General features: G+C 62.6%; 15 protein-coding genes. 6 read left to right on the forward strand and 9 right to left on the reverse strand.

What is annotated here, in order from left to right; translation table 11 throughout:
* The first annotated feature begins 2 nt into the window (after positions 1-2).
* The 3 genes from ABI796_RS07845 to xerD are packed head-to-tail and all read left to right on the forward strand — an operon-like array spanning position 3 to position 3,419.
* Positions 3-1,748, forward strand: coding sequence for a CTP synthase (locus ABI796_RS07845; RefSeq protein WP_141284694.1), 1,746 nt, complete (start codon positions 3-5; stop codon positions 1,746-1,748).
* A 46-nt stretch (positions 1,749-1,794) separates the two neighbouring features.
* Positions 1,795-2,457, forward strand: a complete 663-nt coding sequence (locus ABI796_RS07850) for an NUDIX domain-containing protein (RefSeq protein WP_141284696.1) — start codon at positions 1,795-1,797, stop codon at positions 2,455-2,457.
* 2 nt (positions 2,458-2,459) lie between these two features.
* Positions 2,460-3,419 carry a site-specific tyrosine recombinase XerD gene (xerD, locus tag ABI796_RS07855; protein ID WP_141284845.1) on the forward strand — a complete coding sequence of 320 codons (960 nt, stop codon included), beginning with the start codon at positions 2,460-2,462 and terminating at the stop codon, positions 3,417-3,419.
* A gap of 8 nt (positions 3,420-3,427) precedes the next feature.
* Here xerD and ABI796_RS07860 read toward each other — a convergent pair whose 3' ends face one another.
* Entirely contained in the window at positions 3,428-4,186 is a 759-nt protein-coding gene (locus ABI796_RS07860) for a hypothetical protein (RefSeq protein ID WP_141284698.1), read from the reverse strand.
* Positions 4,187-4,242: 56 nt separating this feature from the next.
* On the opposite strand from ABI796_RS07860, the gene ABI796_RS07865 reads away from it, so the two are divergent.
* Positions 4,243-4,740: an 8-oxo-dGTP diphosphatase gene (locus ABI796_RS07865; protein WP_141284700.1), complete on the forward strand. Its 498-nt coding sequence runs from the start codon at positions 4,243-4,245 to the stop codon at positions 4,738-4,740.
* A gap of 79 nt (positions 4,741-4,819) precedes the next feature.
* On the opposite strand, the gene ABI796_RS07870 is transcribed toward ABI796_RS07865, so the two are convergent.
* From ABI796_RS07870 to ABI796_RS07905, 8 genes are all read right to left on the reverse strand, one after another.
* On the reverse strand, positions 4,820-5,959 hold the full coding sequence (locus ABI796_RS07870) for a bifunctional 2-methylcitrate synthase/citrate synthase (RefSeq protein WP_141284702.1): 1,140 nt from the start codon (positions 5,957-5,959) through the stop codon (positions 4,820-4,822).
* 75 nt (positions 5,960-6,034) lie between these two features.
* On the reverse strand, positions 6,035-6,940 hold the full coding sequence (gene prpB, locus ABI796_RS07875) for a methylisocitrate lyase (RefSeq protein WP_141284703.1): 906 nt from the start codon (positions 6,938-6,940) through the stop codon (positions 6,035-6,037).
* Positions 6,941-8,461 (reverse strand): MmgE/PrpD family protein, encoded by a 1,521-nt coding sequence (locus tag ABI796_RS07880; protein WP_141284705.1) that lies wholly within the window; start codon positions 8,459-8,461, stop codon positions 6,941-6,943.
* A gap of 42 nt (positions 8,462-8,503) precedes the next feature.
* On the reverse strand, positions 8,504-9,160 hold the full coding sequence (locus tag ABI796_RS07885; protein WP_141284707.1) for a GntR family transcriptional regulator: 657 nt from the start codon (positions 9,158-9,160) through the stop codon (positions 8,504-8,506).
* 69 nt (positions 9,161-9,229) lie between these two features.
* The gene (locus ABI796_RS07890; RefSeq protein WP_141284709.1) at positions 9,230-10,318 is read right to left on the reverse strand and encodes a methyltransferase domain-containing protein; all 1,089 of its coding nucleotides are present in this window, start codon (positions 10,316-10,318) and stop codon (positions 9,230-9,232) included.
* Positions 10,319-10,462: 144 nt separating this feature from the next.
* Positions 10,463-12,118: a helix-turn-helix transcriptional regulator gene (locus tag ABI796_RS07895; RefSeq protein WP_141284711.1), complete on the reverse strand. Its 1,656-nt coding sequence runs from the start codon at positions 12,116-12,118 to the stop codon at positions 10,463-10,465.
* 55 nt (positions 12,119-12,173) lie between these two features.
* On the reverse strand, positions 12,174-12,887 hold the full coding sequence (locus ABI796_RS07900; protein WP_141284712.1) for a response regulator: 714 nt from the start codon (positions 12,885-12,887) through the stop codon (positions 12,174-12,176).
* Positions 12,884-14,530, reverse strand: coding sequence for a sensor histidine kinase (locus ABI796_RS07905; RefSeq protein ID WP_141284714.1), 1,647 nt, complete (start codon positions 14,528-14,530; stop codon positions 12,884-12,886). The genes ABI796_RS07900 and ABI796_RS07905 overlap by 4 nt, the downstream gene beginning before the upstream one ends.
* 139 nt (positions 14,531-14,669) lie before the next feature.
* Between ABI796_RS07905 and ABI796_RS07910 the strand changes: the two genes are divergently transcribed.
* Both ABI796_RS07910 and ABI796_RS07915 read left to right on the forward strand, forming a co-directional pair.
* Positions 14,670-16,016: a cation:dicarboxylate symporter family transporter gene (locus ABI796_RS07910; protein WP_141284716.1), complete on the forward strand. Its 1,347-nt coding sequence runs from the start codon at positions 14,670-14,672 to the stop codon at positions 16,014-16,016.
* 253 nt (positions 16,017-16,269) lie between these two features.
* The gene (locus ABI796_RS07915; RefSeq protein WP_141284718.1) at positions 16,270-17,169 is read left to right on the forward strand and encodes a ParA family protein; all 900 of its coding nucleotides are present in this window, start codon (positions 16,270-16,272) and stop codon (positions 17,167-17,169) included.
* Position 17,170: the final 1 nt, after the last annotated feature.

Consider the following 17,170-nt stretch of genomic DNA (forward strand, 5'->3'; position numbering starts at 1 on the left):
TGATGATAAGCTCGAATTCCGTGGTGCAGCGATCAAATTCCCGTGTAAATTCCCGGTTCCCGGGCTCGTCCAAGACGACCAAACACATCTTCGTCACCGGTGGTGTGGCGTCCTCGCTCGGTAAGGGTCTGACGGCTTCAAGCCTCGGTCACCTGCTGCGGGCACGTGGTTTGTCTGTAACTATGCAGAAGCTCGATCCCTATCTGAACGTGGATCCGGGCACGATGAACCCCTTCCAGCACGGTGAAGTTTTCGTGACGGATGACGGCGCCGAAACCGACCTCGACATCGGACACTACGAGCGCTTCCTTGATGAGAACCTCGAAGGTTCGGCCAATGTCACAACCGGTCAGATCTACTCCACGGTCATCGCCAAGGAACGTCGTGGCGAATACCTCGGAGACACCGTCCAGGTCATTCCCCACATCACTGATGAAATCAAGCGCCGCATGCGTCTTCCTGCCGAAGGCAAGAACGCTCCGGACGTCATCATCACTGAAATCGGCGGCACCGTGGGCGACATCGAGTCGCAGCCGTTCCTTGAATCCGCGCGCCAGGTCCGCCAGGATGTCGGCCGTAACAACGTCTTCTTCCTGCACGTTTCCCTGGTGCCGTACATCGGTCCTTCCCAGGAACTGAAGACCAAGCCCACCCAGCACTCCGTGGCTGCCCTCCGCTCCATTGGCATCCAGCCTGAAGCGATCGTGATCCGCTCAGACCGTGAAGTGCCCGAGGCAATGCGGGAGAAGATCGGCCGTATGTGCGACGTCGACATCGACGCCGTGGTGAACGCCGCTGATGCCCCCAGCATTTACGACATCCCCAAGACCCTGCACTCCCAGGGCCTTGACTCCTACATCGTCCGTGCACTGGATCTGCCGTTCAAGGATGTTGACTGGAGCAAGTGGGACAAGCTGCTCGAGGCTGTTCACAACCCCAAGCACGAGGTTGAAGTTGCCCTGGTGGGCAAGTACATCGACCTCCCGGACGCCTACCTCTCGGTCACCGAGGCACTGCGCGCCGGTGGTTTCGCCAACGAGGCCAAGGTCAAGATCCGTTGGGTCCCCTCGGACGAATGCGAAACCTTGGCAGGGGCAACCAAGTCCCTGGCCGGTGTGGACGCCATCTGCGTTCCCGGAGGCTTTGGTATCCGCGGCCTTGAAGGCAAGCTGGGCGCACTGAAGTTCGCCCGCGAAACCAAGCTCCCGGTCCTGGGCCTGTGCCTTGGCCTGCAGTGCATGGTCATTGAGTACGCCCGTAACGTGGTTGGCCTTGAAGGTGCTTCTTCCAGCGAGTTCGAGCCGGATTCGAAGTACCCGGTGATCGCCACCATGGAAGAGCAGCTGGACATTGTTGAAGGCAAGGGAGACCTCGGGGGCACCATGCGTCTTGGCCTCTATGAAGCCAAGCTGGACGAGGGTTCGGTCATTGCCGAGACCTACGGCACCACCACCGTCAGCGAACGCCACCGCCACCGCTATGAGGTCAACAACAAGTACCGCGATCAGATCGCTGCCGAAGGCCTGGTGTTCTCCGGTACTTCTCCTGACGGCAAGCTCGTGGAATATGTGGAGCTTCCCCGTGAAGTCCACCCTTACTACGTGGCAACGCAGGCGCACCCGGAGCTCAGCTCCCGCCCCACACGCCCTCACCCGCTGTTCGCAGGTTTGGTCAAGGCTGCCCTGGAGCGTCGTGAAGGTGCCCCCGTGGCCACCAAGACCGGCGCCCGAACCGTAGCTGCCAAGTAACACCTGGCTGCCAAGTAAGACGCAAGTACTAACGAAGGACGGCGCGATGCCCGGTATTTCTGAAACCCCCCGCACATCAAGGCAGGTTTCGGACATGCCGAGCCCGCGCCGTCTTTTGTCTACCAGCAAGGTGTACGAAGGCCGCATTTGGGATGTTGTCAGCGACTCGTTTCAGCTGAGCGACGGTACGGACACCTTGGTCCGTGACTACATTGACCACCCCGGTGCCGTTGCCGTGCTACCCATGAATGTTGACGGCGAAATCCTGTTGCTCAAGCAGTACCGGCATCCTGTAGGCATGGATCTCTGGGAGATCCCGGCCGGGCTACTGGACGTTGAGGGCGAAGACTTTGTGGTGGGCGCAGCCCGTGAATTGGCTGAGGAAGCCGATCTTGTAGCGGCCACCTGGAACGTTCTTGTGGACTTCTTCAACTCCCCGGGTTCTTCCAGCGAGGCTGTCCGAATCTACCTGGCCCGGGGACTCAGCGAGGTTGCCCTGGCTGACCGGCATGTACGTACCGATGAGGAAGCTGAGATTGAGCTCCACTGGGTGCCATTGGATGAGGCTGTGAAGGCAGTGATGGAAGGCCGGCTGCACAATCCTTCGGCAGTGTTGGGGATCCTGGCCGCGGCCGCCGCGAAAGCTGATGGCTTCACCAACCTTCGCCCCGCCAACGCACCGTGGCCGGCTCATCCGAGCCAGCGCTGAGCATGCCCGAGGCCGCCACTCGAACCGCCAACGGCGTGGATCGGGCCATCACCGACTACCTTCAGCATGTGGGCGTGGAGCGCGGTCTGGCGGCCAACACTTTATCTGCATACCGGCGGGACCTGTCCCGGTATTCGAACTTCCTGGCAGCCCAAAGCGTGGAGCAACCGGAAGGCATTACACGCCATCATGTGACCGCCTTCGTCCAGGCGTTGTCCGACGGCTCTGACGGCGGCGCTGTTTTGGGCGTCCGCTCCGCCGCACGCACAGTGGTGGCCGTCCGGGGGCTCCATAAGTTTTGGGCGTTGGAAGGGACAACGACGGCGGACCCCGCCAGCGATGTCCACCCGCCTATGCCCGGTAAAAGGCTGCCCAAAGCGATCAGCGTGGACGAAGTAACGCGCATCCTCGAAGCTGCCGGTTCCGATACCGCCACCGGCCTGCGGGACCGCGCACTGCTTGAATTCCTGTACTCCACCGGGGCGCGCATCAGCGAGGCCGTGGGATTGGACGTTGATGACGTCTCGCTGGAGGACAGCGGCAATGAACCCGCAATTGTGAGACTTTTCGGCAAAGGCTCCAAGGAACGTTTGGTGCCCTTGGGATCCTACGGTGCCCGCGCCGTCGGGGCTTATGTTGTCCGCGGCAGGCCACTGTTGGCGTCCAAGGGGAAAGGATCACCGGCCCTGTTCCTCAACGCCCGGGGCGGCCGAATCAGCAGGCAGAGCGCCTGGACCATCCTCAAGACGGCGGCGGAGAAGGCCAACATCACCAAGGATGTTTCGCCGTACACTTTGCGTCATTCTTTTGCCACCCACCTCCTTGAGGGCGGGGCGGATGTGAGGGTAGTGCAGGAGCTTCTGGGGCACGCGTCGGTAACAACAACCCAGGTCTACACGCTGGTCACTGCGGACACGTTGCGCGAGGTCTATGCAGCAGCACATCCCCGGGCCCTGGGCTAACAGCAGAACTATTCGAGCACGTTCAGCGTCAGCTCCACGGCGTCCACAAATACTGCCAGCAAGGATGTCCCCAGTCCGGCAACCAGCAGGAGTCCGGGGTGCGCCAGTCCTACCACCACGCGTTTAAGGCGGGGACGTCCACGGAGAAACTTCTTTGGTACGCGCGTCTTCACCGGTACCTGCCGCCAACCCCGCAATCGCCGCAGGAACCATGCGCAGCGGACGATGAAGGCCATCCACAGGACGGAGAGAACCAGCGGAACTGCGGCCAGCATAAGGTTGAAACCCAGGGCCGTGACTTCCTTCTCGGAATCGCCGATCACGGTCTGGATGGTGGTGGAGATGGAGGCACTCATCACCACCGAGGCTGCCCACACCATGAATGCTGCTATCAGTGCGAGGAACCGAACAAAGAAATGGCCGAGCACGGTTGAGTCCACTGCGCGGAGATGGCTGCGAGGCGTGGCATGGAGCACCAGCAGCGTGGAAATCAGGGTGGGAAGGGCGGCAACGAAGACCAGCAGGTACCAGGTCCATCCGGCCAGGTCCACCACTTCGTCCAGGACGATCAGCCCCGCCCACACCACGGTCCATGCCCAGCCGGCATAGAGCGGGTGTGCCACCAGCCATTGTGGCAGCCACGTATCCCGCTCAGACCTTGCTTTGGGAACTGTTTGTACAGCCTTGGCAGGTTCCTCGCTTGGCGCTTCCAGGGCGCCGTCCACGGCGGCTGCCTGGGCTTGCCCGTTTCCCCCACCTTCAGTCATGGGCTCACTGTAGCAATGGCGGCTGCGACGGGGGAGATCAGGTTAAGGTAGGCAGCATGACTGCAGCCCATGTGACTTTGTGCTTCCTCCTCCGTGACGGCGCGGACGGCGAGCATGTCCTGCTCGGAACCAAGAAGACAGGTTTCGGCAGGGGAAAGGTGGTGGGCGTTGGCGGGCACGTTGAGTTGGGCGAGACGGCTTCACAGGCTGCCTGCCGGGAGGTCATGGAGGAAATCAACGTGGTGGTGGCTGCTGAGGACCTGATTCCGGCGGGCACTGTGGACTTCGTTTTTCCGGCCAGGCCGGACTGGAACATGGCCACCACCGTGTTCCTGACCCGTACCTGGGAAGGAGAACCTTCCGAAAGCGACGAGATTGCCCCGGCATGGTTTCCGGTAACGGCACTTCCCGTGGACAGAATGTGGGCTGATGCCGAACACTGGCTGCCGGCCATGATCGCCGGCCGGCGCATCGCCGTGCGGGTGGCGCTGGCTGCCGATAACGAGAATGTGGCTGACGTCCACACCATTGATTGGGTGGAACCCCGGCTGTAGCAGAAAGAACGACGCCGGTCCGCCTCACCGCAAGGCGAGGCGGACCGGCGTCGTACATCATGATGAAAATCCGAAGGCGTTAGGGGACGTGCCGCTCTTCGGGCCCGTTGTATTCACTCAACGGGCGGATCAGCGAGTTGGAGGCAACCTGCTCCATGACGTGTGCGGTCCAGCCGGTGATGCGGCTGGCAACGAACAGCGGGGTGAAGGTCTGGGTGTCGAAGCCCATGAGGTGGTAGGTGGGGCCGGCGGGGTAGTCGAGGTTGGGTTTGATGGCCTTGGCCTCATCCATGGCCTGCTCGAGCCCGTTGTACAGACCGAGGAGTTCGGGCCGGCCGTAGTGGGCGATCATCTTGTCCAGGGCGGCTTTCATGGTGGGCACGCGGGAGTCTCCGTGCTTGTAGACGCGGTGTCCGAAGCCCATGACCTTCTTTTTCTGTGCGAGGGCGTCTTCCATCCAGGCCCGGGCACGCGTGGCAGCTTCCTCGAGGGACTCTTCGCTGCGGATGCCGATCTCGTCAAAGGTGTGCATGACAGCTTCGTTGGCTCCACCGTGCAGCGGACCCTTGAGAGCACCGATCGCCGCCGTCACGGCCGAGTGCAGGTCCGAGAGCGTGGAGGTGACCACGCGGGCGGTGAACGTGGAGGCGTTAAAGGAGTGCTCGGCGTAAAGGATCATGGAGACGTTGAACGCTTCCACCACTTCATCCACAGGCTCTTCGCCGAAGGTCATCCAGAGGAAGTTGGCCGAGTAGTCCAGGTCTTCCCGGGGTTCGATCACGTCCTGGCCGCGGCGGCGGCGCTGGTCGTAAGCAACCACGGCGGGCATGGCAGCCCAGAGGTCGATCGCTTTCTTCATGTTCGCCTCGGGTGAGGAGTCCTCAGCCAGTTCGTGGCGCGCGCCCAGCACGGAAGCTGCCGTGCGGCAGACGTCCATGGGGTGGGAGGTGGTGGGCAAGGCATCCACTACCGTCTTGACCACGGGGTCCAGTGCGCGGCCGGCGCGTTCCCGGGCCGTGAATTCCGCGAGCTGTGTTTGGTTGGGCAGTTCGCCGTTCCACAGCAGGTAGGCCACTTCTTCGAAGCTGCATTTGGCGGCCAGTTCCTGCACCGGATACCCGCGGTACAGCAGCGAGTTGGTGTCCGGATTGACCTTCGAGACGGCGGTGTAGTCCACCACGACGCCGGCAAGGCCCTTTTTGATGTCTTCAGCAACCACGCTGAACTCCTTCGTTCATGGAGCAGGCGCTCCGGGTGTCCGGAATGCCTGCGTTCCCCTTGATGAATCCGGAACCTAGCGGACGCCAGGAACCTGGAAGTTGAATACGCCGGTATCGAATTGGTTGTATGCCTCGTAGTCGACGAGTTCGTAGAGGCGCGCACGCGTGAGCATGTTCTCCACGTGCGCTTCCTGGGTCCCCGCAGCCTTGATCGATTCCAGAGTACGCTCTGCAGCGCCCATGGCAATCCTGAGAAGGGTGACGGGGTAGATGACCATGTTCACCCCCACTGCCTGGAGTTGGTCAACGGTGAAGAGTTCGCTTTTGCCGAACTCGGTCATGTTGGCCAGGATGGGGACGTCCACGGCGTCCCGGATGGCTTGGAACTCGCTCAAATCGCGCATGGCTTCGGGGAAGATCGCGTCCGCGCCGGCGTCCACCAACGCACGGGCCCGGTTTTGTGCGGCCTGGATCCCTTCGACGGCGCGGATGTCGGTGCGGGCCATGATGAGGAAGTTCGGGTCGCGTCGTGCGTCGGCTGCTGCGCGGATGCGTTTGGTGGCGGTGTCGATGTCCACCACGTTCTTGCCGTCCAGGTGGCCGCAGCGTTTGGGGTTGAATTGGTCTTCGATGTGGCAGCCTGCCAGGCCCGCGTTTTCGAGTTCCTGGATGGTGCGGGCCACGTTCATGGGTTCGCCGAAGCCGGTGTCCGCGTCCACCAGGGAGGGCAGGTCCGTCATGCGGGCGATCTGCCCGGCCCTGGTGGCAACTTCGGTGAGCGTGGTCAGGCCGATGTCCGGCAGGCCGAGGTCGTTGGCCAGGACCGCGCCGGAGATGTAGACCCCGGCGAAGCCTTTCTCCTCGATCAGCCGGGCCGAGAGCGGGTTGAACGCTCCAGGGAACTGCTGGATTTTTCCCGAGTCAAGCAGTTCCCGCAGCTTCACCCGCTTCTGTTCGGGGGTGACTTTGGAGTACAGCATTTAGAACAGCCCCTTGGGTGCGTTGTTGAGGTCGATCACGCCGGGCGCTGCGGTGATGTTCAGCTGGTCCAGTTCGCCGGCTCCGAGTTCGGTGACGCGTTCGACGGCGGCGAGGAACCTTTCGATTTCGGCTTCCTCCACAAGACCGGCGGCGAGGGTGCGGAACTTGTTGACGTATTGCTCGCGGGCGAACGGCCGGGCACCGAGCGGGTGAGCGTCAGCCACCGCGATCTGATCGGTAATGACCGTGCCGTCGGTGAGGGTGATTTCCACGGAACCGCCGAAGGCCTTCTCCGCGATGTCCAGGGAGTGGTACCGGCGGGTCCATTCGGGGTCTTCCACCGTGGTGACCTTGTGCCAGAGTTCCACGGTGTCAGGGCGGGCAGCGCGCTCGGGGGCGTAGGAGTCCACGTGGTGCCAGGCGCCGTCCTGCAGGGCGACGGTGAAGATGTACGGGATGGAGTGGTCCAGGGTTTCGCGGGACGCGGTGGGGGAGTACTTCTGGGGATCGTTCGCGCCGGAGCCGATCACGTAGTGGGTATGGTGGCTGGTCTTGATCAGCACCGATTCCACGTTGGCCGGGTCCGTGGTTTCCGGGTGCTCGCGGTTGAGCTTGCGGGCGAGGTCGATCCACGCCTGCGCCTGGTATTCGGCGGAGTGTTCCTTGGTGTAGGTGTCCAGGATGGCGCGCTTGGCTTCACCGGGCAGCGGCAGTGGGACCTCGTAGGAGGCGTCCGGGCCGTCCAGCATCCAGGCGATCACGCCGTCTTCGCCTTCGTAGATCGGCACGGGGGAGGTCTGGCCGCGCATGGAGCGGTCCACGGCTTCGACGGCCATCTTGCCCGCGAACGCCGGGGCGTGGGCTTTCCAGGTGGAGATTTCACCCTTGCGGGACTGCCTGGTGGCAGTGGTGGTGTGCAGGGCCTGGCCCACGGACTGGAAGATCGTCTCCACGTCCAGGCCAAGAAGGGTGCCGATGCCGGCTGCGGCGGAGGGGCCGAGGTGGGCCACATGGTCGATCTTGTGTTTGTGCAGGCAGATGGCCTTGACCAGGTTGACCTGGATTTCGTAGCCGGTGGCGATGGCCCGGACCAGGTCCGCGCCGTTGGAGCCCACGTGCTGGGCGACGGCCAGGATCGGCGGGATGTTGTCCCCGGGGTGGGAGTAGTCCGCGGCCAGGAACGTGTCGTGATAATCGAGTTCACGTACAGCCACGCCGTTGGCCCAGGCGGCCCACTCGGGGGAGACCTGCTCGGCGATGCCGAACACGTGGGCGCCCTTGCCGTTGGCGGACGGGGAATGGGTCAATGCCTGCGCCCGGGCCGCGACGATCGGTGCGCGGTTCAGCGAGGCGATCGCCACCGAGGCGTTATCGATGATCCGGTTGATCACCATGTCCGTAACCTCAGGGGACACTTCGACGGGGTCGGCGGCGACCACGGCGATCTTGTGCGCCAACTGCTCCTCGCGGGGAAGGTTCTCCTCGGACTTGTAAACGCGGACGTGATGGTTCTTAACCATGGTGCTCCTTCTAGGCGGTGCTATTTCTCGGCAGTGCTATTTCTACGCAGGGTGTTTCAGGGCAGGGGTGTGGGCGGCTTTGACGTGGGTGAGGCTGCGATGCAGGTGGACTGTGGTGGCGGCTTCGGCCAGCCTTGGATTGCCGGCTGCGATGGCCTCGGCGATCGCAGCATGCTCTGCCGCCGCCGCATGGAGCCTGGCGGCGTCGTCAGCTGCCAGGCGGCGGACACGCACCAGGTGCACGCGCAGGCTGCGCATGGCATGGGCCAGGTAGGAATTGGAAATCGCGGTATCGATCGCATCATCCAAACGGCTCACCAGGGCGTAGTAGTCATGGCGTGCGGGATCCTGGTCGCGAAGCAGTTCAGGAGCCAGCAGCAATTGGGTGTGCAACGCCGCAAAGACCCCGGGATCTCCACGTTGGGCAGCCAATGCAGCGGCCCGGACTTCCAAGGTTTCGCGCAATTCGAACAGTTCGTCAATGCTATCCAGCGAGATATCGGTGACGACGACGCCGCGGCCTCCCGCCGCCGTCGTCAATCCTTCCGCGGTCAGCCGGCTCAGCGCCTCCCGGACGGGGGTGCGGGATACTCCGAGGCGTTCGGATTGCTCAACTTCCGCCAGGACAGTGCCCGGACGGAGACGCCATTCAATGATGTCTTCACGGAGAGCGTTGTAAGCCCGATCACTGGCGCGCATGCCACTACTGTATACATAAGTAGCGCAATAGGCGATCAAGGGCACCTAATATTCACCTTCTGTATACATTCAGCTCTTGGCGATGAAGTATGCGTTGAACGGGTCCTCTTCCAGTTCCTTCACCTCAACGCTCCCGAAACCCGCGTTCCGCAACATATCCGTGGCTTTCTCCCTGCCCCACACAGTGCCCAGGCCCTCGCCACCTTGACCCAGGGAAACCGCCATGCAGTGGAAGGTGGAAATGGTGTACAGGAACCCGGCCCACGGCAGCCCCCCATTCTCCTCCAATCGGCTCGAGGCGTTGATATCCACCATGAGGAAAGTTCCGCCGGGCCTAAGCGCAGCTTGAATGTTTGCCAGAACCTCGGCTGGGTGTGCTTGGTCGTGGATGGCGTCGAACGCTGTGACCAGGTCAAAGGCCTCCACAACTTCAAGACCGGTGACGTCCTGGAGTTCGAAGTGAACATTCAACAGTCCCAGTGCCGCGGCTTCTGCGGCAGCGGCCGTTATGGCCTCGGCAGAAAAGTCGTAGCCGGTGAAAGAACTGGCCGGGAAAGCATTGGCCATCAGATTCAACGCATGCCCTTCTCCACATCCAATGTCCGCCACGGAGATGCCCCTGCGCAGTGCCTCCACACAGCCTGTCAGAGGAAGAATCGTCTCCAGGAGGGAAGCGTCGTTCACAGCGGCGCTCTCGGAAGCCATGATGCGGTGGAACCGCGGATAGTCCTCGTAGCTGGTTCCGCCACCTGTATAAAAGGCCTGGGCGATCTTCGGAGCCACCTCGCCCATGAGTGCAACGTACTGAAGAGTCCGCGCCAGATTTTCAGTGCCCGCCCCTGTCACCACTGGCACAAATTCGGGACGCAGGACATAAGTTCCCGGGTCCGCTTGGTAGTTCACTAACCCGGCCGAGGTCATGCCGCCCAACCATTCCCTTACATAGCGCTCATTAAGGCCGGAGGCATCGGCAATAAGGCTGCTGGAGGCTGCCGGCAGGGCTTTCAAGGTCTCGAACAAACCCGTTTGGTGTCCAACGCCAATCAGCAGGGCGATGGAGGAGTCGTTGAGTATTCCAATCATCCGGGCGGCGGCCTGTTCCACGCTGTCCTGATGAGGCGTCGAGGTTTCCTGCTGTTGAATGTGGTCGGTTTTCATGTCCGGTCCTTTGTGATCCGGGGGCCGGTTCACCCGGCCGGTTGCCCGCAACTTCACGCTATTGCCCGAACCCGGGCCCCGGCATCGGGGGAATTGCGCATCTTTCGGGGAGGGACATGAGGCAAATGATGCAGGGTCCGGGCATCAGGACCTCCGACGCTCCGGGATGCCATGCTGGCGGGCCCAGGCGGCGGCAGCTGTTCTGGATGAGACACCGATCTTGGTGAAGATGTTTGTCAGGTGCCGTCCGGCGGTCTTTTCGGAGATCGTCAGCGTCGCTGCGATTTCCCGGTTGCTCGAACCTGACATTACGCACGCGAGCACCTCCACTTCACGGGAGGTCAATCCGCCCGGCTCCCCGGACGTTTTGGGCCAGTAACTGGTGGCAGCGCCCAGCTGGGTGCGGATAGCGGCAGCTGTTGCCCTCTCCGCGCGGGCAGCACGGTGCTCGCCCCTGGCTGCCATGACGAAGGCAAGGCGATGATGAATTTCCGCCAGCTCGTACCGCAGATGTTGGGATCTGTACACCTTCGCAGCGGCCTCCAGTGCCGTCACCGCCTCAGGCCATTGTTGTTCTGCCATCAGCACCGAGCCGCGGGCTTGATTGGCCCGGCCCAGAAAGCCCGGGCTGCCGTAGCGGGACGCCGTTGCCTCCAGCTCCTTGCAGTAGATCTCGGCCTCCGCCGGATTCTCAAGCGCGAGCAGCTCCACCATCGGCAGGAGGAGCCATGCCCGTCCCAGAGGTCCGCGCTCGGCCAGGGCCGCTCTGAGTGCGTCCACAGCGGCCTCTGTCCTGCCCGCCTGTGCAAGGAGCAGCGCGGAGCCAGGCTGCGCGTCCACTCCCAGCTTCCGGGCCTCTGCAAAGGCGGCAGCCGCACCCGTGGCGTCACCGCGTCGCCGGCGGATCTCACCCAGCTCACAGAAGCAGTCCGCGGCAATCCAGCCGTGGGCGTTTCTCAGGCGCTCGCTGAGCTGGGAGATCTCAGGCTCAACCTGGGCCCAGTTGCCCTCAGCGCTGAGTAACTGAAGTTCATGTACGCGGACAACCCCCGCGTACATGAATGACGTTGACAGCCCTGCGCACCATGAGGCCATGGCATCGGTCCAGGCCCTCATGCGGGCGTAGTCCGCCATCTCGTAACAGAGATGGATGACAGAGCAGTAGATATCGCCGCCCCATTCAGGAGGCAGTTCCCCGGCCAGGACGGGGAGCATCGCTTCGTCGAGGTCCCGGAAGCCGTTCCTTGCATCCCCGCTGCGTACCGCCGCCAGTCCGGCCAACATCGAGGCAAATCCCGCCAGTTCCGGTGCCACCAACCGGTGGGACAACTCTTTCAACCGGATGGAGGCCTCCAAGGCCGGTCCGGGATCCCCTTCCAGGTAGATCGCATCGTTCCCTTCCAGGTACAGGAGGTAACCGTGCTCAACAGACTCCGGCAGGCTCTCCAACAGCAGGCGGGCACGATTGAGCCATGCAGAGGACACCGCGATATTTCCGCGCAGTCCCCACTGCAGGGAAAGCATCAAGGCAGCTCTTGCGGCGGACCGGGGGAGCCCGTTCGCTACCCTGCGGTGAAAGATTCCCTCGGACAGTGCCATGGAGCCCTGGACATCGCCGAGCCACCATTTGGAACGTGCCAGAATTTCCTGGTCTTCCACCCCGAGGGCCGTTTCGGCCGCGGCACACTCCATGGCCCGATTCGCAGCGTCCCAGTCTCCGCGGGCAAACGCCTCGCGGGCTTCGGTCACCAGCTGGGGCGTTGCAGACAGCGGGTGTGGTGGCAGCGACTGTTGTGACATGGGAACTCCAGGCTCGCCACCAGCTTACTGCCGGGCCGCGGGGAAGGGGAGGACCCTAACGGTGGTTCCAGCCGTATTCGTTCTCCGGCCGTCCCGGGGTGCCGTACCGCGGCGCGCGGGTGACCGTTCCGGCGTCGGCAAGGTACTCAAGGTACCGGCGGGCGGTGACGCGGGACATCCCCAGCGCATCCATGACCTCGCTGGCGGACACCGGACGCTGCCCTGCCCGTACCAGGTCCTTCACTGACTCCAGCGTTGAGCCGGAGAGTCCTTTGGGGAGCGGCAGCTCGGTGGGGGCACGGAGGCTCGCGAACGCCTGGTCAACGTCACTCTGGGAGGCCCCTGCTTTGGATATCCCGGACATCGAGCCTGCCAGCTGCTCGCGGAACGTCCGGTAGCTTCGGAGCTTGTCCGCAAAAGTGGCGTAGGTGAAGGGTTTGATGAGGTACTGCACCACTCCAATGGACACGGCGCTGCGCACAATGTTCAGCTCCCGGACGGCAGTGATGGCGATGATGTCGGCAAAGACTCCCGCGGAGCGCATCCTGCGCGCTACATCAAGGCCATGAAGGTCTGGAAGGTTCATGTCCAACAGGACAAGGTCCACCGGAGTGCCGGAGGCTGCAAATTCGCCAAGGATACGCAGGGCAGACTGGCCATCCGGCGCGGTGCCCACCAAGGTGAATCCCTCCAGGCGGCCAACGTAGACAGAGTGGGCGTCGGAGGCTATGGGCTCGTCCTCCACCACCAGGACGCGGATGTCTGTCATGCCTTCTCTTCCTCGGGAACAGGCGCGGGGAGCAGGACATGGAACTGTGCTCCGCCGGGATTGCTGATGGTCATCGTACCGTTGAGCCGCTCCACAGCCTGCCGCACCAAGGCGAGGCCGACGCCCCGGCCGTGGGCTCCCCGCGGATTTTCTTCCGGGGACTTCGTGCTGAAACCGTACTGCAGTACGTCATCGATGGAGTCGGGATTGATCCCGCTGCCTGAGTCCCGGACAGTGAATTCGACGGCGGCCGGCCCCGCTTCGACGTCCAGCTCCACCTTTCGCGGGAAGTCGCCGCCGGCGGCGGCATCAATGGCATTGTCCAGCAGGTTGCCCAGGATGGTCACCAGGTCCTGGATCTCCAGCCCGCGCACGCCGGAACTCCCGGACGTCCGGACCTCCAATTCCACCCCACGTTCATGGGCTTCGGCAGCCTTCCCCATCACCAGTGCGCTCATCACGGGCTCGTCCACCGAAGCCACCATGTCATCGGTGAGTTGTTGGCTGAGTTCGAGGTCTTTGGTGGCGAAGTCCAATGCTTGAGGCGTGCGGCCCAGTTCCAAAAGGGAAACGATCATATGCAGGCGGTTTGCATGCTCATGCGTCTGGGCCCGCAGGGCATCGGACAGGGTTTTCATGGTCTGCAGTTCGGTACCCAGGGATTCGATCTCGGTCCGATCCCGGATGGTTGCCACCGTGCCGTAGACGGCAGGTTTCTGACGGCTGCGTTCAGGCACCGGACCAACCGCGGGGGCCTGATTGACAACCAGGATCCGGGAACCGGTTAGGTGGATCTCGTCATGTGCGGGCCTCCCGGACTCAAACAATGCCCTCAGGCTTCCATCGAAGGGAAGATCTGCGAGTTTGGGGGCTTTCTCAGGGGACCGGTCCGCGTCGGAAGGCTCAAGCCCCAGCAGCTCCGCGGCCTGGTCGTTGTACATCACGGCCTTGCCATGGGTGTCAATCAGGATCACGCCTTCACGGACCGAGTGGAGAACGGATTCGTAGTACGCGAAGAGTTGTGCCAGTTGCTCCGGGCCCCATCCACGGGTCACCGAGCGCAGGTACCGCCCAAGCAGCCAGGAAGCGAAGGAACCGAAGACCAGGACCACCAGGGCAATTCCCCCAATCACCCCCAGCCTTTCGGCAACGTCGGTATCCACCGTGCGCACCGTGACGCCGGCCGCCACCAAAGCCTTGACGTTTCCATCAGTGTCCTTGACCGGTGCAATGGTCCGGACAGAGGGTCCCAACGTTCCTGCCGTGACTTCGGTGAAGGTTTCACCGCCAAGGGCCGGCTCAATCGTCCCGATGTAGGGCTTGCCCAGCTCTTCGGCCCGGGGGTGGGTCCAGCGTGTCCTGTCAGGAGCCATGATGGTGATGAAATCAGCATCTGCGTCGTCCATGACTTCCCGCGCGTAGGGCTGGAGGATCGCTGTTGGATCCGGGGTGGAAGCAGCCTGCAGGACCAGTGGGTTGTTGGCCAGGGAGGCAGCGATTGCCTGCATCCTGCCGCCGGCTTCGTCATAGGCCCTGTCGCGGGCCTCCACCACGGAGAACGCACCGAACACCGCCGTCAGCACCAGGACGAACAGCAAGTTCGCCACGAACAAACGGCGCGCGATGCTCCAGTTGTGAAACACGAGGGCCTCCCATGACCAATATGACCGCAACGGTGATGTGTGTCACCAACGGCTCAATGATGGATATCACACAAGGGCAGCGGATTGGACATCAGTGCAGGACCGCAGCGCCTTATACAGTATCCAGAAGGAGAATCCCATGACCTCTCAACGAGGAGAGTCGGCAGTAGCTGCCAAAGGTGGACGCAAGGGGCTCGATAAGTCGCACTACCTGTACATCGCCGTCATCCTGGCCGTAGTGCTCGGCGCCGTGATCGGCCTGATGTTCCCTGAGGTTGGCAAAGCCCTCAAGCCGCTCGGCGATGGCTTCATCAAGCTCATCAAGATGATGATTGCCCCGGTCATCTTCTGCACCATCGTTTTGGGCATCGGCTCCATAGCCAAAGCCGCTACCGTTGGCAAAGTGGGAGGGCTGGCACTGGGCTACTTCGTGGCAATGTCCACCTTTGCCCTCGCAATCGGCCTGGTGGTGGGCAACCTGATCCACCCCGGTGAGGGCCTCAAGCTGACCCCGTACGATCCCACCAAGAAGGCCGACTCCAACAGCACCGTTGACTTCCTCCTGGGAATCATCCCCGGTGACATCCCGGTGCTTCCCACCCTCCTGGCTGCCATTTTGGTAGGTTTCGCACTCCAGAAGATGGGTAAGCAGGGTGCGCCCATCCTCAACGCCATTGGGCACGGACAGCGCCTTGTCTTCCGTATCCTCATCATGATCATGTGGCTGGCCCCGGTTGGCGCCTTCGGTGCCATCGCCGCCGTCGTTGGTGCCACCGGCGCACAGGCAATCCTCAGCATGTTCACCCTGATGCTGGCCTTCTACATCACCTGCGCACTGTTCATTGTGGTCATCCTTGGCACCCTGCTCCGCGCCGTGGCCGGGGTCAACATCTTCAAGCTCATGAAGTACCTGGCCCGCGAGTACCTCCTGATCTTCTCCACCTCTTCCTCCGAGGCAGCACTGCCCCGCCTGATCGCCAAGATGGAACACCTGGGTGTCTCCAAGCCCGTTGTGGGCGTTACGGTTCCCACCGGCTACTCCTTCAACCTCGATGGCACTGCGATCTACCTGACCATGGCCTCGCTGTTCGTCGCCAACGCCATGGGCACGCCGCTGGATCTTGGCGCCCAGGTCTCCCTGCTGGTGTTCATGATCATCGCTTCCAAGGGTGCCGCAGGCGTTACCGGCGCCGGACTTGCAACCCTTGCCGCCGGCCTCCAGGCCCACAAGCCGGAGCTTCTGGGTGGCGTCGGCATGATCGTTGGAATCGACCGCTTCATGTCAGAGGCCCGTGCACTGACCAACTTCACCGGCAATGCAGTGGCCACCGTCCTGATCGGTACCTGGGTCAAGGAAATCGACAACGGCCAGGTGGAACGCGTCCTCTCCGGCCACGAGCCCTTCGATGAGCAGACCATGATCGCCCACGGCGCCGAAGAAGAGACGGCGCCCGAGGCTGAGAACCGCGAAAAGGCCACGGTCTAACAAAGATCAGGTTCAACGCAGACCCGTTCGAGTGAAGGCCGGCACCCACCAGGTGCCGGCCTTCACTGTTCCCGTTGGAGCGGACGCCGAACCAGCAACCTTCGACCTCAACCAGAGGGTCAAGGCTCAAGAATCGGCCAAAGTCAAGTTCCCCAAATAACCGTGTCGGGCGCTGTAGCCTAAAGGGGTAGCAGCGCTGTCGCCCACGGGTGCAGCGGCAGGGAAGATCGTCGTCGAAAGAGTGGTTAGATACGTGAGCATCGAACGGGGAACAGCTACGCTGGAAGGCACCGAGCTCGATCTGGAAGACGCCATCATGGGGCCCACGGGCCGTCCTCACCGCGAATTCCCGGAACCTGCTCCACTTGACTCCCACGGCCCGGCAAGAGTCATCGCCATGGTCAATCAGAAGGGCGGCGTGGGCAAAACCACGTCCACCATCAACCTGGCGGCTGCGCTCGCAGAGTACGGCAGGCGGGTCCTCTTGGTGGATTTCGATCCCCAAGGCGCGCTGTCCGCCGGCCTTGGAGCCAATCCGCACGAGCTGGACCTCACGGTCTACAACGTATTGATGGACCGCAAGGTGAACATCCGCGATGCCATTCAGCAGACCGGTGTTGAGGGCGTTGACCTCCTGCCCGCCAACATTGACCTCTCCGCCGCCGAAGTCCAGCTGGTCAATGAGGTAGCCCGGGAACAGGTTCTGGACCGCGCCCTGAAGAGTGTTGAAGACGATTACGACGTCGTGTTGATCGACTGCCAGCCGTCGCTGGGTCTGCTGACAGTGAATGCGTTGACCGCAGCGCACGGAGTCATCATCCCGTTGATTTGTGAGTTCTTCGCCTTGCGCGCGGTGGCGCTGCTGGTGGAAACCATCGAAAAGGTTCAGGACAGGCTGAATCCGCGCCTGCAGGTGGACGGCGTCCTGGCAACCATGTACGACGCCCGCACCCTGCATAGCCGCGAAGTCATCTCGCGCTTGGTGGAGGCTTTCGGGGACAAAGTCTTTGAAACTGTCATCAAGCGTTCCATCAAGTTCGCAGATGCCACCGTTGCCGCCGAGCCCATTACCAGCTACGCCGGCAACCACATCGGGGCAGACGCTTACCGCCGCCTTGCCAAGGAACTGATCTCGCGCGGCGGCGCGCCCTAGC

This window comes from Paenarthrobacter aurescens (genome assembly GCF_041549525.1).
Classification (GTDB): Bacteria; Actinomycetota; Actinomycetes; order Actinomycetales; family Micrococcaceae; genus Arthrobacter; species Arthrobacter aurescens.